The sequence below is a fragment of the Streptomyces sp. NPDC058335 genome (genome assembly GCF_042723915.1).
GTDB lineage: Bacteria > Actinomycetota > Actinomycetes > Streptomycetales > Streptomycetaceae > Streptomyces.
The window spans coordinates 219,866-241,488 of the sequence record NZ_JBHXHX010000015.1; the positions used below are offsets into that span (position 1 = coordinate 219,866).

General features: G+C 71.3%; 15 protein-coding genes. 2 read left to right on the forward strand and 13 right to left on the reverse strand.

Features of this window, described 5'->3' with window-relative positions; translation table 11 throughout:
- Positions 1-129 precede the first annotated feature (129 nt).
- Entirely contained in the window at positions 130-1,530 is a 1,401-nt protein-coding gene (locus ACFWJX_RS28170) for a 3-deoxy-7-phosphoheptulonate synthase class II (protein WP_383248638.1), read from the forward strand.
- A gap of 71 nt (positions 1,531-1,601) precedes the next feature.
- Positions 1,602-3,116, forward strand: a complete 1,515-nt coding sequence (locus ACFWJX_RS28175) for an FAD-binding oxidoreductase (RefSeq protein ID WP_383248593.1) — start codon at positions 1,602-1,604, stop codon at positions 3,114-3,116.
- A gap of 40 nt (positions 3,117-3,156) precedes the next feature.
- Here the strand turns inward: ACFWJX_RS28175 and ACFWJX_RS28180 are convergent, their stop codons facing one another.
- From ACFWJX_RS28180 to ACFWJX_RS28240, 13 genes are all read right to left on the reverse strand, one after another.
- Positions 3,157-4,752: a FixH family protein gene (locus ACFWJX_RS28180; RefSeq protein WP_383248594.1), complete on the reverse strand. Its 1,596-nt coding sequence runs from the start codon at positions 4,750-4,752 to the stop codon at positions 3,157-3,159.
- A gap of 134 nt (positions 4,753-4,886) precedes the next feature.
- A complete protein-coding gene (locus ACFWJX_RS28185; RefSeq protein WP_383248596.1) occupies positions 4,887-10,196 on the reverse strand; it encodes a hypothetical protein in 5,310 nt (1,769 codons plus the stop codon).
- A 62-nt stretch (positions 10,197-10,258) separates the two neighbouring features.
- Positions 10,259-10,864, reverse strand: a complete 606-nt coding sequence (locus ACFWJX_RS28190) for a hypothetical protein (RefSeq protein WP_383248598.1) — start codon at positions 10,862-10,864, stop codon at positions 10,259-10,261.
- A gap of 1 nt (position 10,865) precedes the next feature.
- The gene (locus ACFWJX_RS28195; protein ID WP_383248600.1) at positions 10,866-11,789 is read right to left on the reverse strand and encodes an ROK family protein; all 924 of its coding nucleotides are present in this window, start codon (positions 11,787-11,789) and stop codon (positions 10,866-10,868) included.
- Positions 11,758-12,810 carry a dTDP-glucose 4,6-dehydratase gene (rfbB, locus tag ACFWJX_RS28200; protein WP_383248602.1) on the reverse strand — a complete coding sequence of 351 codons (1,053 nt, stop codon included), beginning with the start codon at positions 12,808-12,810 and terminating at the stop codon, positions 11,758-11,760. Before rfbB ends, ACFWJX_RS28195 begins: the two co-directional genes overlap by 32 nt.
- A gap of 11 nt (positions 12,811-12,821) precedes the next feature.
- The gene (rfbA, locus tag ACFWJX_RS28205; protein ID WP_383248604.1) at positions 12,822-13,694 is read right to left on the reverse strand and encodes a glucose-1-phosphate thymidylyltransferase RfbA; all 873 of its coding nucleotides are present in this window, start codon (positions 13,692-13,694) and stop codon (positions 12,822-12,824) included.
- A 30-nt stretch (positions 13,695-13,724) separates the two neighbouring features.
- On the reverse strand, positions 13,725-14,732 hold the full coding sequence (locus ACFWJX_RS28210; protein ID WP_383248606.1) for a Gfo/Idh/MocA family protein: 1,008 nt from the start codon (positions 14,730-14,732) through the stop codon (positions 13,725-13,727).
- A gap of 17 nt (positions 14,733-14,749) precedes the next feature.
- On the reverse strand, positions 14,750-16,135 hold the full coding sequence (locus tag ACFWJX_RS28215) for an NDP-hexose 2,3-dehydratase family protein (protein ID WP_383248608.1): 1,386 nt from the start codon (positions 16,133-16,135) through the stop codon (positions 14,750-14,752).
- Positions 16,132-17,322, reverse strand: coding sequence for a macrolide family glycosyltransferase (locus ACFWJX_RS28220; protein ID WP_383248610.1), 1,191 nt, complete (start codon positions 17,320-17,322; stop codon positions 16,132-16,134). The genes ACFWJX_RS28215 and ACFWJX_RS28220 overlap by 4 nt, the downstream gene beginning before the upstream one ends.
- 41 nt (positions 17,323-17,363) lie before the next feature.
- Positions 17,364-17,921: an NADPH-dependent FMN reductase gene (locus ACFWJX_RS28225; RefSeq protein WP_383248612.1), complete on the reverse strand. Its 558-nt coding sequence runs from the start codon at positions 17,919-17,921 to the stop codon at positions 17,364-17,366.
- A 100-nt stretch (positions 17,922-18,021) separates the two neighbouring features.
- On the reverse strand, positions 18,022-19,494 hold the full coding sequence (locus ACFWJX_RS28230; RefSeq protein ID WP_383248614.1) for an MFS transporter: 1,473 nt from the start codon (positions 19,492-19,494) through the stop codon (positions 18,022-18,024).
- 74 nt (positions 19,495-19,568) lie between these two features.
- Positions 19,569-20,054, reverse strand: a complete 486-nt coding sequence (locus ACFWJX_RS28235) for a MarR family winged helix-turn-helix transcriptional regulator (protein WP_383248616.1) — start codon at positions 20,052-20,054, stop codon at positions 19,569-19,571.
- A gap of 104 nt (positions 20,055-20,158) precedes the next feature.
- The gene (locus ACFWJX_RS28240; RefSeq protein WP_383248618.1) at positions 20,159-21,622 is read right to left on the reverse strand and encodes an MFS transporter; all 1,464 of its coding nucleotides are present in this window, start codon (positions 21,620-21,622) and stop codon (positions 20,159-20,161) included.
- Position 21,623 lies beyond the last annotated feature (1 nt).

A 21,623-nucleotide genomic window follows, 5' to 3' on the forward strand; every position in this document is an offset into this window, starting at 1 on the left:
TGCCATCGATCCGAAGGACCGGGTAGCACTGTGCCGAGAGACCTCGCGGCCGGCAGCGAACTGCTGACCACGCATGCAACGGAAACCGACGAACCACCTCCTTCCGCCCCGTGGTCCGGGCCTGCCGGGCTGCCCGGCAGGCTGCGGTCGGAGATCTCGGCCGCCTTCGCCCGGCCCGCCGGTCAGCAGCCGGACTGGCCCGACCCGGCCGCGGCCGACCGGGCGACGGACCTGCTCGCGACGCTTCCGCCGCTGACCCCGGCCGCGGAGATCGACCGGCTGCGGGGCCGGCTGGCCTCGGTGGCCAGGGGCGAGGGGTTCCTGCTCCAGGGCGGTGACTGCGCGGAGACCTTCGCCGGCAACACGGAGTCGCACATCCTCGCCAACATCCGCTCCCTGCTCCAGATGGCGTCGGTGCTCGCGCACGCCTCGCGCCGGCCCGTCGTGACGGTCGCCCGGATCGCCGGGCAGTACGCCAAGCCCCGGTCGAGCCCGGTGGATTCACTGGGCCTGCCGTCGTACCGCGGCGACATCGTGAACTCCGCCGGCGCCGATCCGCAAGGGCGGGTCCCCGACCCCGGCCGGATGCTCCGCGCGTACGCCCACTCCGCGACGGCCCTCAACACCGTGCGCAGCTTCACCGGCACGCCAGGACTGGCCGGTCTGCGCCAGGTACACGCCTGGAACCGGGAGTTCCTGCGGGTCTCCCCGGCCGGTGGCCGCTACGGAGAGCTGGCCGACCGGATGGACCGGACGCTGGCCCTCGCGAACGGCCGTCTGGGCGTTCTCGGCGCCCCGCCGCCCGCCGCCGACGTCTACTCCAGCCACGAGGCACTGCTCCTGGAGTACGAACGGGGCCTGCTGCGGGCGGGGCCGGACGGGCGGGAGCCGCGGCTGTACGGCACCTCCGCACACTTCCTCTGGATCGGCGAGCGGACCCGGCAACTGGACGGCGCGCACATCGCGCTGGCCGCGCTGCTGGCCAACCCCATCGGCCTGAAGATCGGTCCGGGCACGACGCCGGAGCAGGCCGTCGAGTACGTCAACCGGCTCGACCCCGACTTCAGCCCCGGCCGGCTCACCCTGATCAGCAGGATGGGCAGCGACCGGGTGCGTGACGTGCTGCCGCCGATCGTGGAGAAGGTCACCGCCACCGGCCACGAGGTGGTCTGGCAGTGCGACCCGATGCACGGGAACTCCGAGGTCTCGGGCACCGGACACAAGACCCGCCGGTTCTCGCGGATCGCGGACGAGGTCCGCGGCTTCTTCGAGGTTCACCGGGCGATGAACACTCACCCCGGTGGAATCCACGTCGAGTTCACCGGTGATGACGTCACGGAATGCCTGGGCGGTGCCCAGGGGATTTCCGAGGACGATCTCGCGTTGCGTTACGAAACCGCCTGCGATCCGCGTCTCAACGCACAGCAGGCGATGGAACTCGCTTTTCTGGTGGCGGAATTGATGGGCGAGCGGACGCGAACGGCGCGGGAAACCAGCGGGGGTGTCGGGTCGGAATTCGTCACCGAATGACGTCCGTCGGCATCGCTCGGACGAGCGCCTTCAGCAGTGGCGCACCAGTTCCATGACAATCAGGGGGAACCTTGCTCAGCAGACGATCTCTTCTTCGGGCCGGCGGCGGTGTGACCGCGGCGGCCGTCGCCCTGGGCGCCGCGCCGGCGTCCGCGGGGCACCGCACCGAGTGGGACCGGCTCCGCGGCCGCGTCCAGGGTGACGTGGTCCTGCCGTCCGACGCCGGGTACGACACGGCCAAGCAGTTGCAGATCGCCGAGTACGACTCGGCGAACCCGCGGGCCGTCGTCTACTGCGAGACCGAGTCGGACGTCCGTACCTGTGTGCTCTTCTCTCAGTACAACGGCATACCGGTGCGGATCCGCAGCGGTGGCCACAACCTGGCCGGCTGGTCCACGGGTGACGGTCTGGTCATCGACCTGTCGCGGATGAGCCACGTGCGCGTCGGCAGCCGTACCGTGCACGCGGGACCGGGCACCCAGTCGGTGGACGCGATGCGTCGACTGGAGCCCTACAACAAGCAGTTCGCGACGGGCACCTGCCCCACCGTGTGCCTGGGCGGGTTCGTCTCCGGCGGTGGCGTCGGCTGGCAGACCCGTAAGTTCGGCCTGGGTGCCGACCGGATCGTGTCGGCGCGGGTGGCTCTCGCCGACGGGCGCGTCGTGCGCTGCTCGGCCACCGAGGAGCCCGACCTTTTCTGGGCGGTGCGCGGTGGCGGTGGCGGTAACTTCGGTGTGGTGGTGGACTTCGAGGTCCTCCCCATCGAGGCGCCCACCATGGTCATGTACAGCACGGCCTGGTCGTGGGACCAGGCTCCCGAGGTCCTGACCGCCTGGCAGGAGTGGACCACGTCCGCCGCCAAGGACCTGGGGTCCTCGCTGCTCGTCGTGCCGCCGAACGACTCCGGCAGCGGCGCCCCGCTGCTGCGGATCTTCGGCGGTCACTACGGCACCCAGGCCGCCCTCGACGGCGCGCTCGACGAACTGGCCGAGCGGGTCGGGGCGACGCCCATGCAGCGGTCCGCCAACCTGATGCCGTTCGCCACCGCCATGAAGACGGCGTACGGCTGTGGCGAGCTGACGGCGGAGCAGTGCCAGCGGGCGGGGACCAACCCGGACGCCGTGCTGCCGCGCACTCCGTACCAGCGCCAGGAGTACCGGCTCACCAATCGGACGACGACCAACAGCCAGGCGGCGGCGCTGTTGTCGGCCTGGGACTCGCACCGGTCGCTCAAGCACCGCTACCTCCAGGTGATCGCGCTCGGGGGCGCGGCGAGCGAGGTGCGCCCGGAGGACTCGGCGTTCTTCCACCGCGACGCGCGGTTCCTGGTCGGCTACCAGGTGGGCCTGGACAGTGCCGCGCCGCCGGCCGAGGAGCGCGCCGACGTCGACGCGTGGACCGGCGGAGGCGCGAGTGCGCTGGAGCCGGTCGCCAGCGGGTCGTACATCAACTTCCCGACCACCCGGCTGGTCACCGGCTGGGGGGCCGACAACTACGGCGCGAACTACGCCAGGCTGCGGCGGGTGAAGACCGCGTACGACCCGACCGGCTTCTTCCGGCACCCCCGGAGCATCGGCAGCGGCTGACCGGTTCCCCGGCCGACATCGCCGTGGGCCGGCGAACCGGTCAGCCCACGGCGATGTCGGCGGTGACCGTCTCCTGGTCGATCTCCGACGAACGGACCGTGACGCGGAGGGTCCAGGTGCCGGTCCTGGGCAGGATGAGGGCCTCGGAGCGGTAGTTGCCGGGGCCCTTTCTGCCGAGCGTCACCTGGAGCGGCCCGGTCTTCGGGGCGGGCAGTTCCAGGGCGGCGCGCACCTCCGGCACGTCCCACGGCCGTCCCGCCCTGTCGCGGACCGTCAGGGTCAGGGTGTTCGGGCCCGTGCCGGCAGGCGTGAGGACGGCCCGCACGGTGCCCTTCTCCAGGGGCACGTCGACGCTCCGGTGGGCAGCGGGCACCGCCTGGGCGCCCGCTCCCGCCTCGGGCCGCGATCCGGGCGGGGTCGCCACCAGCGCCGACGCGACCGCCAGCGCGAACACCGCGAAGCCGGTCTCGGCCCGCAGGGTCCATCGCAGCTGTCTGCGTGCGCCTGGGCCCGCGGAGGCCCGGGTGGTTCCGCCATAGCGGCGTCTCACCACCGACCGGGACATCGAGCCGAGCCAGAGCACGACCCCCGTGGCCGCGATCTTCAGCACCAGCAGGGTGCCGTACGGGGTGCCGGCCAGGGCCTTCCAGGATCCGACGCCCTCCCAGGCGCGGTGCACGCCGGAGGCGACGAGCACGACCACGGCCCAGGTGGCCAGGACCGAGAAGCGCCGCAGGGCCGTGCCGGCCTCGTCGGGCGGTGTGCTCGCGGCACCGCGGACCAGGCAGAGCAGCAGGAACACGAGCCCGCCGAGCCAGCCCGCCATCGCGGCCAGGTGCCCGACCACGGACAGCGTGGACAGCACTCCCGGCTCGGCGTTGGCATGGCCGGTTCCGACCCAGGTCAGGGGTGCTCCGACGAGGAGCACCGCCGAGGCCGCCCAGCCCCACGCCCGTTCCCCCGCGCGTCGCCACCGGGCGTACAGCAGCCCGCCCGTCAGCAGGAGCAGCGCGAGACGGGCCGTCACCGAGACGCCGTAGTCGGTGTCCAGCGTGCCGGCGAGCAGACCCGGATCGACGACGGCACCGAGACCGCGTCCCGCGGAGTACGGGCCCTGGAGCAGCCCGACGCCCAGCGTTCCCGTGACGGCGGTGAGCCAGGCGGCGGTGAGGACGCGTCGCGGCCGGCGTTCCGCCCAGCCCGCCGGCCAGCACACGGCCAGCAGGGTGGCCCCGCCCGCGAGGAGGCCGTAGCCCGTGTAGCCGACCAGCCGGAAGGCCCAGAAGACGGCTCCGAGGGCGTCGATGCCCTCGGCCTCCGCGCCCGTCGTGGGCAGTTTGCCGAGGTCGGCGGCGCCGACCCCGAAAACGAACGCGCCGTGGATGGGGTGCGAGTCCGCCGAGACGACACGCCAGTCGACGGTGTACACGCCGTCGGGCAGCGACGCCGGCAGCGGCATGACGATGCGCTGCGGGGCCTTCGGGTCGACCCGCCCCTGGCCGGGCAGGCTGACCGGCCCGTCGGGGCCGGTCAGCCGGATGCCGTCCTCGACGGGGCTGAGCCGCTCGCTGAAGACGAGCACCAGCTCGGCGGGGGCGGCGGGCAGCACCTCCCCGTTGCGGGGGGAGGTGGACATCAGCTGTGCGTGTGCCGCGGCCGGCTGTGCCGGAGCGCCGAGCAGCACTCCGAGCACAGCCACCGTGACGAGCAGCAGCCGGCCGGGCCATCGGTGACGCCGGCTGCCGTGGGGCGGGACCGACGGGGGTCGCCTCACAGCGGTGCGGGCGCCCCGGGCGCACCGGGCCCGAGGATGCGGAGGATGCCCCACATCCCGGCGGCCGCGAACGGCTGCCGGGCGTCGGCGAACACATAGTCCCCGGTGTATCCGAACCGTCCGCCGGCCGGGCCGAGCCGGGCGTCGAGGGTCTCGCCCGCGGTGATGGTGCGGGCGCTCATCATCTGGGAGCCGGCCATCCCCGGTTCGAGGGGGAAGGCATGTCCGCTGACGGTGAAGGAGTGGACCTGGTCGGACGCGCCGACGCCCACCCGGAAGACCACCGGATCCTTGGTGTTCGCCCGGAAGACGGGGGTCTCCGGTTCGCCGTACGGGGTGGAGCTGAACGCCGCGCCGTAGGAACCGACGACGGTGGCTCTGGTGAAGTCGTTCACCTCGGCGGTCAGTCCGAGCCGCTCGGTCAGGGGCGCGCCGTGGTAGTTGAAGTGGTTGTAGCCCTTGTCGAAGGAGCCGCTGTTGCCCGAGGTGCCCGGCGGTGCGCCGGGTACGGGCGCGACCGGGCGGTTGGCGGCGGTGACGCTGTTCAGGCCGTTGCCCGCGACCTGGTCGCCGTAGGGCAGGATGCTCCGCCCGAACTGCTGGTCCGTGCTCTGCATCTGCAGGGCGAACTCACGGAACCTCGTCCCGTCCGGTCTGCGGATGATGGCCTCCGTGCTTGTCCTGGTGGCGCCCAGCGGCTCGTTCGTCGCGCTGTCCGACCAGGTGGAGCCGGCGGGTTCGACGACGAACATGCCGTACGCGCCGTGCCGCAGGGAGGCCGGGCTGCCGAGGTTCTGGAACAGCGAGCTGCCGAGTTCCCGGTCGGCGTGGAAGGTGTACGTGATCGCCCTTCCGCGGGCCACGGTGGTGTCGGCGTTGAGGCCCACCGCGGAACCCGCCGCCAGCTGCTGGTTGCGCACCAGCATGCCGAGGTCCAGTCCCGCGCGGGTGCCGCCGTACAGTGAGCCCTCCGAGAGGGAATTGTGCAGGGTGATCGAGACGCAGTCGCCCTTGTTCGCGCGCAGGACCAGCGGCGTGACGGGCTTGCTTCCGTCCTTGATGCCGACGACGTCGGAGGTCAGGGCGTAGATCACGCCGCCCTGGTCCGGGAAGGGCCGGGTCGGCAGCGGTCGGTCGATCACCGACACGTCGTAGGCGAGGCGCCGGGCCGTGGCCGGGCAGCTGCCGGCGACGGCCGACACGACCGACGGGTCGGGGGTGCCGTCCGCACGGTACGCGGGTGCCGGGTCGGGTCCGGGCCGTGCCTGGGTGTCGCCGGTGGCCGCGGTCTGCTTGGGGAAGCCCGCTCCCTGTGCAGGGGTACGGCCGGGCAGCGGCCGGAGGTTCTTCTGAAGGCGGTCGTGCACCCGGAGGATGCCCCAGGCTCCGCTCTCCAGGGCGAAGGTGCGGGTGGAGTAGTACAGGTAGTCGCCGGGACTGGCCGAGGGGCCGCCCGCGCCGCCGTCGAGGACGTAGTCGAAGCGTTCGGAGATGCCGGTGGTGGCCGTGTCCATCAGCCGGCCGTCGGCGTTGAAGCGCTCCATCCGGAACCGGTGGCCCTGGATGCGCAGGGCCTCGGCGCGGTCGTTGACGCCGACCGTGCGGATCACGACGGGGTCGCCTGCGTAGGCCCGTAGCAGCGGTGTGCGCGGATCGCCGTACTTCACCGACGAGAAGGCGTACGGGTCGACGGTGGTCACCGTCGCCCTCACGGTGTTGGCGTCCGGGCCGGCCGGGTCGTCGGGGGCGCGGCTGAAGGCGTTGCGGCAGCGCGAACCGTTGTACTCCTGGCGCTGGTCGGTGGTCGCCGGGTCGGCCGGGGTCGCTCCGGGCGAGGATCTCTCACCCAGGGGTGCGGCTCTCAGGTTGATCGTCCCTTCCTCGCACTCCTGTCCGGCGTTGAAGGGGTTGAGTCCGGGACCCGGTGGTCCGTACAGCTCGCCGCGGCCTCTGCGCCCGTTGTGCAGGAAGACGGTGAACTCGCGGAACGAGCCGCGCTGTCCGACGCCGACGCTGCCGCTGGTGTTGAGGATGTCGGCCACGGGGCCGCTCCTGGCCTCGGCGCCGGTGACCGGATCGCGGTAGACGGAACCCCTGGGTTCGATGATGTGCGCGGCGAACAGGCCGTGCGCCCAGGACGCGATGGCGTCGACGTGGTCGTGCCAGAAGACGGTCCCGGTGTCGACGTCGGAGAACCACCGGTACTGCACGAACTCCACGGTCACCGGCTCCCCCGCCTCGTGCGGTTTCGCCAGCGGGCGGTCGAAGGTGAGCCGGTCACCGTCGATCGCGGTGATGGTCCGCACCTCGATGTTCTCGCGCCCGACGCCGACGGCCACGGACACGCCGGGCCGGATCCTGCCGACCGTGGAGACGCGGATGCCGTCCGGGGACTCCGTCGACGTCAGTGTCCGGTTCTCCCGCGAGGCGTTGAAGACGGACTGCTCGAAGGCGTAACCGGCGACGACTCCGTCGGAGGCCAGCGGGTCGAACTGGACCAGGTGCGTGTGCATGTTGACCTTGCTCTGTACCTCCTTCTTCAGTTCGCTGCCGAAGGTGATCGCGACGCAGTCGCCGACGTTCGACCGGATGACCAGCGGGTCGACGGGCTTGCGGCCCTCCTGCACGGCCTTCTTGTCCTCGTTGAGGACGTAGATCTCGCCGTTCTTGTCGCGTTCGCGGTCCGTGGCCTGGATCTCGACGGGGAGCGCCGTTACGTCGTAGTCGCGGACCCGGGCGTTCTTCGGGCAGAGACCGCCCGGCCGTCGCTGGGTCGCCGTCTCACCCACTCCGGGTGCTCCGGCGTGTCCGTTGGGCGCGAACGGTGGACGCTGGCCCAGATGGGGTCTGAGCATCGGGTAGGCGGGTCTGCCGGTCACCGGGTTGAAACCGATCTCCGGCCGCTCGCCCGGGTTCGGGGAGCGATAGTTGGCCCAGACCGAGGAGGTCTCGGGTTCTCCCAGGTAGACAGGTCTCTCGACGCTGCCGGACTTCTGCCAGTCCCAGACGGTGGCGTCGTCGGGATCGGGCCCGTCGGCGGTGCTCCAGCGTGCGCCCCGGGGCGGCAGACGGCCCTCGACGAGATCCTCCAGGGCGGTCTGCCGGGCCGGGTCGGTCAGGTCGTCTCGCAGAACCACCTTCTTGCCCTCGACGGTACGGCCGAGCAGACCCGCGGAGTTCACGGCGGCGGGTGGCGCCGTGCGTCCCGGCAGGGGGGCCAGGGTGGGTTGCGCGGTGTCGAAGACCCGCCACAGCCCCCACATGCCGGTGAGGTAGTGGTGCGAGATGTGGCAGTGGTAGAGGAAGTCGCCGGCGGCCTGCTGGCAGCCGCCGGCCCCGCACTCGTGCTCGAGGTTGAAGGACTCCAGGGGGCTGACGGTCTGCGAGTCGAGCCGGATCGACCTGGCGTCCTGGACGGGGGTCTTGGACAGCCCCGAGTCCATCGCGGTGTCGTCGGAGCCGGGGTTCAGCCGCCAGCGGGTGCCGCCGCCGTGGACATGGTGCACATGGAGCTGTTCGGCACCGGCGTGCACCAGCCGGGTCTTGGTCGGCTCGCCCAGGTAGGAGCGAGGCATCGGGGTGGCCGGGTCGCCGTAGGTGTACGAGCTGTACGCCAGCGACTTGTTGGCCTTCTGCGCGTCCGCTCCCCGGGCCGCCTCCAGTTGGAGACGGCGGTAGAACGGCTCGCTGCGGTAGTTGATGGCGCGGCTGCCGGGCCGGTAGGCGTTGGTGCTCGCCCCTCCCTCGTTCGGGATGGACGGGGTGGGCGGCCGCACGTCGATCATGGGCAGTGGCCGCCCCAGCTCGATCTGGTCGCCGACCGGGATGCCGGTGTCGCCGCCGATGGGGATGCCCTCGTCGTTCTCGCGCAGTGGGCGGCGCAGGTTGAAGTTCTCGTCACCGATCTCGTGGTACATCAGGGTGAACTCGCGGAAGGCGGGGCCGTCGAGCGGCCGGATCATCGCCTCCCAGTTGCTCCAGGTGTTCTGGTTGGTGCGGTCGGCGCCGGTGACGGGGTCGAACCAGCGGGAACCGGCCGGTTCGGCGACCAGGGTGCCGAACAGCCCGTGCGCGGTGAGCTGGTTGGACTCGCCGCCGCTGCGGAACACCTTGGCGCCCTCACCCATCAGCGGGTCGAGGTAGTAGCGGTACTGCTTGGTCTCGCCGGGCCGCGCCGGCGAGTTGCCCGGGTTGTCGCCGACGGGCTGGCCGCCCTCGCCCGCGGCGGCGTCGTAGGCCACGCCCGCCATGTCGACGGAGACGGCGGGGACGCCGCCGGGCTGGACGATGGCGGGGTTGCCGAGCGGTCCGCTGCGGGGTGCCTTGGTCAGCTTGTTGGTGAGGTTGATGACGACGCACTCGCCGAGGCGGGCCCGCGCCACGAGGGGCTGGATGGGGTCCTTGCCGAGACCGGGCGACACCTTCGCCGCGGTCGGGTCGTCCTTGTCGAGGGCGGAGGCCCGGCGGAGCGCGGCCTCCTGGGCGCGCACCTCGTCCTCCTGGTCGTCGAGGACGTACATGTAGCCGTAGGGGTCGTGGTCGCCGAACCGGTCGACGACGATGTCGACGTCGATGGCGCTGATGTCGAAGACCCGCTGAGGGGCGGTGGCACATCCTCCGGCGGCGGGGGTCTCCCGCTCCGGGCCCGCGGTCGCGCCGGTCGGGCTGAGCAGCGCGCCCACGAGGAGGGCGACGACTCCCCTGCGGAACAGGGCGGCACGGTCGTCGCCCCGGAGCAGCCGGGCGACCGCGTGGCGCAGGCGGCCGAAGGACGTCTGGGCCAGGGCGACGCCTGCCAGGGCGGCCAGCAGGGCCGCGATCTCGATCTGCAGCGCCTGTCCGGCGCCGTAGCGCAGCAGGCCGACCGCGTCGGTGGCGGGCAGGCCTGACGCGCCGTGGTGGTGACCGTCCGCGGGCGACATCACCGTGTGGGCGACGGTCTGCGCCACGGCGAGCGGTATGTGGAGGACGGTGACGACGAGGGCGACCGCGGCGGCGCGGGCTGTCGGCTCCCAGCGGCCGCCGGCCCGCGCGCCGAGCGCTGCGGCGGCGCGGTCCACGAGATGGACCGCGTATCCGGCGACGGGCAGCGCGAGCATGACGTCGACGAGGAAGTAGGGCAGTCGGGACCGCAGGGACGGGCCGGGCCCGAAGACGATCCACTGCTGCCACGCCGCTGTGCCGAGCGCCAGCACGACGGTGCTGATCATCCGGGCCCGGAACGCGACGAATTCCCCGCCGGGGGCGGGTTCGTGTCTCTCCGCGCGCGGGGCCTCGCCCCGGGGCACGAGGGCTGACTCGCCCATGACGGGTTGTCCTCCTTGAGAGGTCCTGAGGACCTCATCGTCGGCTGTCTCGTGAACGGTCGTCAGGAACCGTGGGCGTGGGGGGCCGAGGCGCCGGTGACGCGTACCGTCATCCGGGCCTGCTCGCCGTCCCGCCGCCACACGAGGTACAGGGGCGGATCGCCCTTCTCGGGCGCTTCGACGTCGAAGTAGAGGACACCGCGCACGGCGCTGCCGGGGCTCAGCCGGGGCAGTGTGCCGAGGGTGTCGGAGTGCAGCGGGTGCGGCTTTCCGGTACCGCCGTCGAGGAAGAACTCCTCGGGGAGGGTGAACTCCCGGACCCGGTCACCGGTGTTGGTGAGCGTGATCGGTACGCCGAGCCGCTGGTCGTCGCCCTCGGGCGCGCCCGGCATCATCTGCGAGGGCATCTGGTAGCCGTTGTCGGCGTGGTGCTGCTCCATGGTCGCCCAGGAGGCCTGCCGGGGGACGGCTCTGAGCCCGCCGAGTTCGGCGGTGGCGACCGGCTCCGGTACGGCGGCGGCCCGTCGTTGCTGCCACAGCACCGTTCCGGCGACGGCGAGCAGGACGGCGGTGACCACGGCGGTCGCCGCGAGGACTCGGGACAGCCGGCCGGGCTCCGCCGGCGCGACCGTGGTCACGGAGGTGGCGAGTTCGTCGCGGCGCGCCATGTCAGGCCCCCCGTCCGACGGTGGCGCGGGGCAGGGACCGCTCGGCCAGCAGCAGGGCGCCGTCGAGCGAGGAGAGGCCTCCGAGCGCGGCGGGGCCGACCGGGGCGGGCGGATGGCCGGGGCGGGCGAGGGAACGGACGTGTTCTCCGACCAGCTCCGCGTAGCCCGGCAGGGCCTTGGCGAATCCGCCGCCGATGAGCGTGAGGGAGGGGCGGAAGATCTCGTTGAGGCCGATGAGCGCGGCGGCGAGCGCGGCGCAGCCGTCGTCGACGGCCGTGACCGCCCAGGGAGTCCGGGCCGACCAGCCCTGTCGTAGCGCGGCGAAGTCGACTTCGGAGCCGCTGAGTTCGGTGGCCCGGCGCAGGGTGGCGGGGCCGGAGGCGAGGGCCTGGACACAGCCGCGGCGCCCGCAGTCGCATCGTGGGCCGCGGCTGTCGACGACCAGGTGCCCGATCTCGCAGGAGCCCTTGTCGGGTCCGGGGCACAGTCGGCCGTCGAGGACGACGCCGCCCCCGACGCCGGTGCCCACGCCGACGTAGACCACGTCGGCGCACCGGGCGGCCTCGGCCTCGGCGAGAGCGGCCAGGTCGCCGTCGTCCGCGCAGCGCACGACGGCCGTGGGGAACAGGGCCCGCAGGACGCCGTGGACGTCCACGCCCTGCCAGGACGGTCGTCCCGGCCAGGCGAGGATCCGACCGGCCGGGTCGAGGGTGGCGGGCATCGCGACGCCGACCGCGTCGACGGGGGTGTCCAGGCGTGCGAGCAGGGTGGTCACGCACCGGTCGAGGGCCGCCAGGTCGTGCTCGGCGTCCGGACCGGGCCAGCGCAGGGTCTCCTCGTGGAGTTCCTGGCCGGCCGCCCTGGCGCGCAGCGCGACCTTCGTGCCGCCGACGTCAATGCCGAGACGAGCCGTGGAACCGATCATGTGCCGAGCGTGCCACGGCCTCGGCGGACGGTAGGTAACTGTCCGACCATCGCCGGCGCAGCGGTTCCCACCAGCGCCGGTTGTGGACGTACCAGTCGACCGTCTCGGGCAGCGCCTCCTCGAAGGCGACCATCGGCCGGTAGCCCAGCTCGTCGACGATCTTGCTGATGTCCACCGAGTAGCGGCGGTCGTGCGCCTTGCGGTCGGAGACCATCTCGACGCGGGACCAGCCCAGCCCCAGGTGCTTCAGGACGAGCTCGGTCAGGTCGCGGTTGGACAGTTCGGTGCCGCCGCCGATGTTGTAGACGGAACCCGGCCGGCCCTTCTCGGCGACCAGGGCGATGCCCCGGCAGTGGTCGTCGACGTGCAGCCAGTCCCGGCGGTTCTCGCCGTCGCCGTAGAGCGGGACCTGCTTGCCCTCCAGGAGGTTGGCCACGAAGAACGGGATGAGCTTCTCCGGGTACTGGTAGGGGCCGTAGTTGTTCGAGCAGCGCGTCACGCAGACCGGCAGCCCGTGGGTGCGGTGGAAGGCGCGGGCCAGGAGGTCCGACGAGGCCTTGGACGCCGCGTAGGGCGAGTTGGGTTCCAGCGGGGAGTCCTCCCGCCAGGAGCCCGAGGCGATCGACCCGTACACCTCGTCGGTCGACACGTGGACGAACTTGCCGACGCCGGCGTTGACGGCCGCGTCGAGGAGCACATGGGTGCCGAGCACGTTCGTCCTGACGAACTCGGAGGACCGGGAGATCGACCGGTCCACATGCGATTCGGCGGCGAAGTGCACCACGAGGTCGATGCCGTACATCGCCTGGGTCACGACCTCCTGGTCGCAGATGTCGCCACGTACGAAACGCAGCCGCGGGTCCTCGACCACGGGTTCGAGGTTGGCGAGGTTGCCCGCGTAGGTCAGGGCGTCGAGCACCAGAATCTCGGCATCCTTGTAGGACGGGTAGGCCCCGCTCACCAGTTGCCGTACGAAGTGTGAGCCGATGAAACCGGCTCCACCCGTCACCAGAACACGCACGCGGATCTCCTTCAGTTCCCCTGGGACGCGATGGTCATGAGGTATTCGCCGTATCCGGTGTGGCCGAGCTGGGCGCCGAGCGCGTAGCAGGCCGCGGCGTCGATGAAGCCCATGCGGAAGGCGATCTCCTCCAGGCAGGCGATGCGTACACCCTGCCGGTGTTCCAGGACCTGGACGTACTGGCTGGCCTGTAGAAGCGAGTCGTGGGTACCGGTGTCGAGCCAGGCGAACCCGCGGCCCAGGTCGACCAGTCGCGCCCGGCCCTGGTCGAGGTAGACCCGGTTGACATCGGTGATCTCGAGTTCGCCGCGGGGCGACGGGGTCAGGTTCTTCGTGATGTCGACGACGTCGTTGTCGTAGAGGTAGAGCCCGGTGATGGCCAGGTTCGAGCGGGGCGCGCTCGGCTTCTCCTCGATCGAGATCAGCCGGCCGGTGGTGTCCGTGGTGCCCACGCCGTAACGCTCGGGGTCCTTCACGGCGTACCCGAAGAGCACGCAGCCGTCCATGTCGGCGGTGAGGCCCTGGAGCAGGGTGGGGAATCCCGGGCCGTGGAACACGTTGTCCCCGAGGACCAGGGCCACGGAACCGTCGCCGATGTGGTCGGCTCCTATGAGGAATGCCTCGGCGATGCCGTTCGCCCGCTGCTGGATGGCGTAGCTGATCTCGATCCCGAGCTGGCTTCCGTCACCGAGCAGCGCGCGGTAGAGGCCCACGTGGTCGGGTGTGGAGATGACCTGGATCTCGCGTATGCCGCCGAGCATGAGGACGGAGAGCGGATAGTAGATCATCGGCTTGTCGTAGACGGGGAGGATCTGCTTGGAGACCGCTCGGGTCAGCGGATGCAGGCGCGTGCCGTTTCCTCCCGCCAGCACGATGCCTTTCACAACGGCCGCCGGATGTCGGTACTGGGCATGTCACTCCTTGGGATGCACGTCGACCGTGCCCGCTCGGGCACGGATCCGACTGACCAACGCGGCCTGACGCGACGAGAGAGCGGCGTGGACGTGGCGCCCCTCGCCCTCTCGTACGGCCGTGACGAAGGCCCGTGTCACGTTGGCGAATTGGTGGTCGGGCGGGAGCACCAGCTCCTCCCGGTGGTTCTGCCGCTCGATCCTGACGACCGGCTGGTGGTGCGGGGGCGGGGTGAAGGCCCGGTCGAGTTCGATCCGGCCCTCGCTGCCCGACAGGACGTATCCGGATCGGTACGAGTGCTCCATGCCGAAGTGGATCCGGCCGAGGACGCCCTCGGGTGTGTGCAGCAGTGCCATGCCCGCCAGGTCGACCCGGCGGTCGGGGTCCCGGCGCAGCACCGCCCCCGCCACCTCCAGTTCGGATCCGAGGAAGTGCAGGGCCGCGCGGACCGGATGGACTCCGATGTCCAGCAGGGCTCCGCCGCCGATGTCGGCCAGGTACCGGATGTCGTCGGCGGGTTTGGGCGGGATGGTGAACGTGGCGGAGAACGCCCGGAGTTCGCCGATCACGCCGTCGGAGAGCAGCTCGGCGATCCTCCGGTGCTGCGAGTGGTGCAGGAACATGAAGTTCTCGAACAGGGCGAGGTCCTTGGCACGGGCGAGCCGCGCGAGCCGCTCCGTGTCCTCGTGGGTGGCGGTGAGCGGCTTCTCCACGAGCACGTGCCGGCCGGACAGCAGCGCCTTCTCCACCCATGGGGCGTGCAGCATGGCGGGCAGCGGCACGTAGACGGCGTCGAGGTCGGTGCGGTCCAGCAGCCGGTCGTAGCCGTCGACCGCCTCGCAGCCGAACCACCGGGCGAACCGGGCGGTCTTCGCGGGATCGCGGCCGGCCACGGCGACGACGCGGACGTCGTCGTTGGCTGTGAGGGCGGGCAGCATCTGGCGTCGGGCGATGTCGGCGCAGCCGATCACACCGATCCGCACCGGGTCCACGGAGGTCTCTTGGGGCACGGGATCCGGCTCCTGGTTCACAGGGTGAGCAGACAGGCGATCAGGCTGCGCAGTTCGACGTTGACGTAGTTGCTGTGCTGCAGCAGGCCGGCGATCTGGCCCAGCGTCAGCCAGGTGAAGTCCGGTGCGGGATGCGGTAGTTCACCGGGGCGGGTCTCCAGCACCAGGTAGCGGTTGAGCGCGTGGTGGAAGCGGCCGCCCTCCTCGGAGTGCACGACGTCCAGCCGGACCCGCGAGGGGTCGTGGTCGAGTGCCTGCGCCAGGTAGGGCGGCCGGTGGGCATCCGGCACCCCGGCGTGGTTGGCGGGCAGGCACTGGACGGTGGGGCCGAGTTCGGCGACGTTGAGGGTGCCGGCCTCCGTCCTGGCCCGTACCAGGGCGTGCAGTTCACCGCCGATCTGCTGCACCATCAGCGCCACCAGGCCCTGTCCGGCGGGTGCGATCAGCGGCTGGCCCCACGAGGCGACCTCCCTCCGGCTGGCCCGCACCTCCACGCCGATGACCTTGAAGTAGCGGGCGTCGGCACGGCTGATCTCCTCGTCGGTGAGCCGCCAGCCGTCCTCGGCGGTCCGCCCCAGCGGCACGCGTCGGCGGGCCAGCGGGGTGGTGGCCCGTACGGAGGTGAGCCGGCTGAGTGCCTCCCGCGTGGTGTGGCGGGGGCGGCCGGCCCCGCTGAAGGAGCGGCGCGCCAGCTCGCCGAAGTCGTCGCCGGTGGGCCGGCCGCCGGCACCGCGGGCCTGTTCGACGATGCTGGGGGGCAGGCAGGACAGGACGGTCCGGGAGTCCATGTTGATGACGTTGTCCTCGCGCAGCAGGGCACCGATCCGGTCCAGGCCCACCCAGCGGAAGTCCTCGTCGACCTCGACGTCGTCCATGACCTGCACTATCATGTTGCGGTTGCGTTTGCCGAGGAACCAGCTGCCCTGCTCGGACTGGAGCGAGTCGACCAGGACGCGGCCGCCCCGCTCTCCGGTGAAGTGCTCCAGGTACTTCACCCGGCGGCCGCCGTGCACGGCGGTGAAGTTGCTCCGGGTCGCCTGCACGGTCGGGGACAGCTGGAGGCCGTTGACGTTGCCGGGCTCGACCTTGGCCTGCATCAGGCAGTGGAGCAGGCCGTCGATCTCCTTGACGAGGATGCCCAGCATCCCCACCTCGTCCTGGAGCATGATCGGCTGGGTCCACTCGGCCGCCCAGGCGCGGTCCGTGCGGACGTGGAGGCCCTCGACGGTGTAGAACCGCCCGCTGTCGTGGACGAGGTTCCCGGTCTCGGGGTCCTGCCGCCAGCCGCTCATGGCGGCCAGCGGGACGCGGGTGACCTCCATGCGGTTGTGCGCGGCCCGGTCGGCCAGCCAGTTGTGCAGATCGTCGAGGCGGTCCTCCTCGACGACGGCACTGCCGCTCACACCGCCCGCTTCGCGTACGCCTCGATCTCGTCGGCGGCCCGGACCGCGCCGCCGGCCTCGCGCGTGTGGCGCCGCATGTCCTGCACGCGGGCCCGGACCTGTGGGTCGTTGGCAGTGCGTACCAGTTGCTTGCGCAGCAGGTCCACGTCGAGGTCGGCGGGCCGCAGCGAGGTGCCGAGGCCCAGTTCCACGATCCGGTCGGCGTTGGGCACGACGTCCGGCCACGGGGGTACCACGAGCAGGGGGCAACCCCAGTGCAGCGCCTCCATGACGCTGCCCATGCCGCCGTGCGTGACGAACAGGTCGGCGTGCTCCAGCACCTTGAGGTGAGGCACCCAGCGGTGCACCTCCACGTTGGCCGGCAGCGGCCCGAGCGTGTCGGGGTCGATTCCGTCACCGACGGACATCACCGCGCGCCAGGGCAGCCCGTCGAAGGCGCGGGCACAGGTCCGGAAGAACTCCGGGTCGTTGTTGTAGGAGGTGCCGAGGGAGACGAGGGCGAGGGGGAGCCCGTCGTCGCGGGGCGACCAGTCGCCGAGGAACGACCGCTCGCCCAGGCAGGGCCCCACGAACGCGAACCGTTCGTCGAAGGTCTCGCCGCGCGGCTGGAAGGCGCGCGGGCCGAAGACGACGTTGAAGTCCTCGACGGCCATCATGAAGTCCTGCATGGACTGCTCCACACCGCGGGAGGCGAGCAACTCCCCCATTCTGGCGCCGAACTGCATGATGGCCTCGCTCGGCGGGGCGTCGCCGACGCCGGCCGCCTCCATCATGGCGCGGGCGTACGAATAGGACTCGTTGGAGGCGAAGACCGGGCTGAGCTGTACGGCCGGTACACCCCAGGCACGGGCGAGGATACGACCGGCCTGGGCCGCCACTCCGTCGTAGACCACCAGGTCGGGTGCCTGGTCGGCGAAGTGTGCCTCGGCCGCCTCCAGGATGGCGAGGTTCTCCTCCAGGAAGAGCAGCGGGGCCCGGTCGGAGTCCTTCCCGCCCACGACGGCGAACGGATCGACGGTCGGGTAGGCGAGGGGCGTGGCACCCGCCTGCGCCACGAGTGCGGCGTACTCGTTCACCGTGGCGTAAGTGATCTCGTGGCCCCGGCGGGCGAGTTCACCGACCATCGCCAGCGTCGGGTAGATGTGACCGCCTGCCGGTATGTTCGCGATCAGGATGCGCATCGTCATGAGCCGTTCCGTTCGTCGTCGGGGCGGAAAGGGGAGGGGCGCTACTTCCGGAGCGGTGCGAGTGCCTCGCCCCAGGCGACGACCTGGCCGAGCATCGTGTTCAGCGTGGCCTCGTGGTGGTCGCCGGGCTTGAAGACGCTGAAGTGCTCGAAGTCGGTGAACACGGAGAGCGCCACCTGGGCCTGGACGTCGGCCACCTGGAGTTCGCCCAGGACGAGACGCAGGTGCTCCACCGCGCGCACGCCGCCGTTGCTGCCGTAACTGACGAACCCGGCGGCCTTGTTGTGCCACTCGGCGTGCAGGAAGTCGATGGCGTTCTTGAGGGCGCCGGTGGTGGAGTGGTTGTACTCGGGGGTGACGAAGACGAAAGCGTCGAAGGCCGCGACCTTCTCCGCCCAGGCCCGGGTGTGCGGCTGGCTGTACTGCCCCATGGCGGCCGGCATCATCTCGTCGAGGTGCGGCAGGTCGAAGTCCTTGAGGTCGACGAGTTCGAACTCGGCGTCGCCCCGCTTGGCGGCGAGTTCGTGGACCCAGCGGGCCACGGCCTCGCCGTTGCGTCCGGGGCGGGTGGAACCGATGACGATCGCGACTTTGGTCATGTTCGAACCTTTCGAGGGCATGCCTGACCCATGGTCGGCGGGAGGCATGGAGAGGAGGAGGGAGGAAGGGAAGGAAGAAAGGAGGTGCGGTGGCGCGGGATCAGTTCGCGCTGGCCGGCGCCTCGTCGGCGGTGGCGGGCGCGGGCGGCGGCCCGTCCGGGACGACGGGGGTGCGCAGCATCAGGAAGGCGACGACCGCGGAGAGCAGGACCACGCCGGCCGACAGGTAGAAGACGAAGTGGAAGCCGCCGTTGAGCGCTTCGAGCGGGGGCCGGCCGTCGGCCAGCAGGTCCTTGGTACGGCCGGCGGAGAGCGCCGTCCAGACGGCGAGGCCCAGCGAGCCGCCCACCATGCCGGTGGTGCCCGCGAGCCCGGAGACCAGGCCCGCGTCCTGGGGCGTGGCGCCCGACATGGCGAGGGTCATGACGGCGGGCATGGACAGACCGGCACCGGCGCCGAGCAGCACCATCATGGGCAGGACGTCGATCCAGAAGTCGGCCTCGACGGGGGCGCGGCCGGCGAGTGCCAGAGCGCCCGCGATGAGCAGGAGGCCGACGAGCAGGACGTTGCGCGAGCCGAAGCGGAGGTTCAGCTTGGGTGAGAAGACCAGGGAGACCACGGCGAGCGCCACGGCGACCGGGAGCGAGGCGAAGCTGGCCTTCAGCGGGCCGTAGCCGAGCACCTGCTGGAGGTAGAGCGCGCTGAGGAAGTTGAACCCGAACATACCCGCGGTGAGCAGGAGTTGGACGAGGTTGGCGCCGGAGAGATTGCGTGACCTGAAGATGCGCAGCGGCATCAGGGGGTTGACGGTGGCGGCCTGACGCAGCACGAAGGCCACCAGCAGGGCGACCGACAGGACGCCGAAGCCCAGTGTGTGGGCCGAACTCCAGCCGTGCTCAGGGACCTTGACCATGGTGTAGACGCCGAGCATGAGCCCGCCGGTGACCAGGCCCGCCCCCAGCCAGTCCGCTCCTTCGCGGAGGCCGGGCCCGCGGTCGTCGTCGATCAGGGGGATCGCGAAGACGGCGGCGGCGATGCCGATCGGGACGTTGATGAAGAAGATCCAGTGCCAGCTGATGCTCTCGGTGAGGACACCGCCGGCCAGGACGCCGATGGAGCCGCCGGCGGCGGCCACGAAACTGAACGCGCCGATCGCCTTGGCGATCTCGGCGGGATCCCGGAAGAGCGTGATGACGATGCCCATGACCACGGCCGCCGCCATCGCCGCGCCGATGCCCTGGAGCAGGCGTCCGGTGATGAGCAGTCCCTGGGTCTGGGACACACCGCAGAGGAAGGAGGCCGCGGTGAAGAGACCCACGCCCGCCAGGAACATGCGCTTACGGCCCATCAGGTCGCCGAGGCGGCCGGAGAGGAGCAGCAGGCCGCCGAACGCGATCGTGTAGGCGTTGGTGGTCCAGGCGAGGCTGGACTGCGAGAACTTGAGGTCCTCCTGGATGGTACGCAGGGCCACGCTGACGATGCTGGTGTCGATGAGGATCATCAACTGCACCGAACACAGCACGGTGAACGCTAACCACCTTCGCCTGCTGGCTTCTTGCTCGATCGCTGACATGACTGGGCCTCCCGAGGTGTGGACTCGGGTGCAACACTAGCAGATAGGTCAGTTATATATCTTCTACTTGGAGACTATCTGCTTCGCGTAGCGCGCCGGCGCGGTGGCCGTTCGCAGTCGGGCAGGGACGCGAGGCGTCCCTCCACGAGCTGAGTGAGCGCGCTGACGAGCGGTTGACGCAGTTCGAACGGGAGAGTGCCGAGGATCTCGTCGTTGACCTTGGTGACTATGGCGGTCGCCTCGGCGACCACCTGCTTGCCCTTCTCGGTCACCGAGATGATCCGGGCCCGCCGGTCACGGGTCGACGCCTTTCGCTCGGCCAGTTCCTTCTTCTCGAGTTCGTCCATCGTCAGGACCATCGTCGACTTGTCGAGCCCTCCGGCCTCGGCGAGCTGACTCTGCGTCAACTCACCTTCCATGGCCTTGTAGAGCACGCAGTACGAACGTGGCGTGATGCCGAGGCCCGCCAGGGCCGCGGTGTGCTCGGTCGCGAGAGCGTGGCTGCACCAGGAAAGCAGGAACATGAGGTCTGTGTCGGATGACATCGGTTCGGCGGCCATGCATGCCATGATAAGCGGTTACGAAATTCTGTAGATGGTTTGTTTTGACACTATCTACACTTGACCGAACCGCGTTCGCCGTCGCCTAGCCCTCCCTCCGCTGGTCAGACGGGGTCGCGCGCCGCCTGGGAGGGCGGTGTCGTGACCTCCGCCACCGCCTCTGCGGACCGCGTGCGGGGCATCCGGAACGCCACCACGGCACCGACCGCCACCACGGCCGCGCCGACGCCGAACGCCAGACGGTATCCCCCGGCGAGCGCCTCGGCGACGGGCCGGCCGTCGAGGCCGTCCGTCCGGTGCGTGGCGAGCGTCGCCAGGGCGGCCAGTCCGAGCGCCCCGCCCGACATCGCCGCCGTGCCGACCAGCCCCGAGGCCAGGCCGACCTCGTACGGCGCCGCCTCCGACATGGCCAGGGCGATCACCGCGGGCGCCGCCAACCCGGCTCCCGCGCCCAGCAGCGCCATCACCGGCGCGACGTCGACCAGATATGCGCCGTCCGCCGGGAACCGTGCGGCGAGAAGGAGTCCGGCCGTGGTCACCAGCAGCCCCGCCGCCAGGACCCGGTGGGGTCCGAAGCGCGCCTGGAGGCGCCCCGCGAAGCCGAGCGAGCAGACCGCCATCACCGCGTCCAGCGGCAGGAAGGCGAGGCCCGCCCCGGCAGCCCCGAACCCCAGCACGCGTTGCAGGTACAGCGCGCCGAGGAACTGGAAGCCGGACAGCCCGGCGATCAGCAGGAACTGCACGAGATTGGCCCCGGAGACGGTGGCCGACCGGAAGATCTTCAGGGGCACCAGCGGTGTGGCCGCCCGAAGCTGGCGCAGCAGGAAGGCCGCGATCAGCAGCAGTGACAAGGCCCCGCCGCCCCAGATGCGCGTCGCCGCCCACCCGAGGTGCCCCCCTTCCACCACGGTGTAGATGCCCAGCATCATGCCGCCGGTGATCAGGAGCGCACCCAGCGCGTCCGCGCCCTGCCGCAGTCCCGCCCCCCGGTCGGCCTCCACCCAGCGCAGGGCGAGTGCCAGGGCGACAACGCCGACCGGCAGGTTCACGTAGAAGACCCAGTGCCAGTTGACGGCCTCGGTGATGAGTCCGCCCGCCACGAGGCCGAGCGAGGAACCCGCGGCGGCGATGAAGCTGAACACCGCGAGTGCCCTGGTACGGTCCCGGGGCTCCCGGAAGAGACCGACGATCATGCCGAGGACGACCCCCGAGGCGAGCGCGGCCCCGACCCCCTGGGCCAGCCGGGCGCCGATCAGCGTGCCCCGTGAACCGGCCAGTCCGCAGACCAGGGACGCCGCGGTGAACAGGCCGAGACCGGTGAGGAACACCGTGCGCCGGCCCACGAGGTCCCCGAGCCGTCCGGAGAGCAGCAGCAGCCCGCCGAACGCGACGGTGTAGGCGTTGACGACCCAGGCCAGGCCCGACTGGGAGAAGCCGAGGTCGTCCTGGATGGAGCGCAGCGCCACGTTCACGATGCTGCCGTCCAGCAGGATCATGAGCTGCACGCTGCACAGGACGGCGAACGCGGGCCAGGGCGGGCGCGGGGCCCGGGAGACGTTCCGGGACATG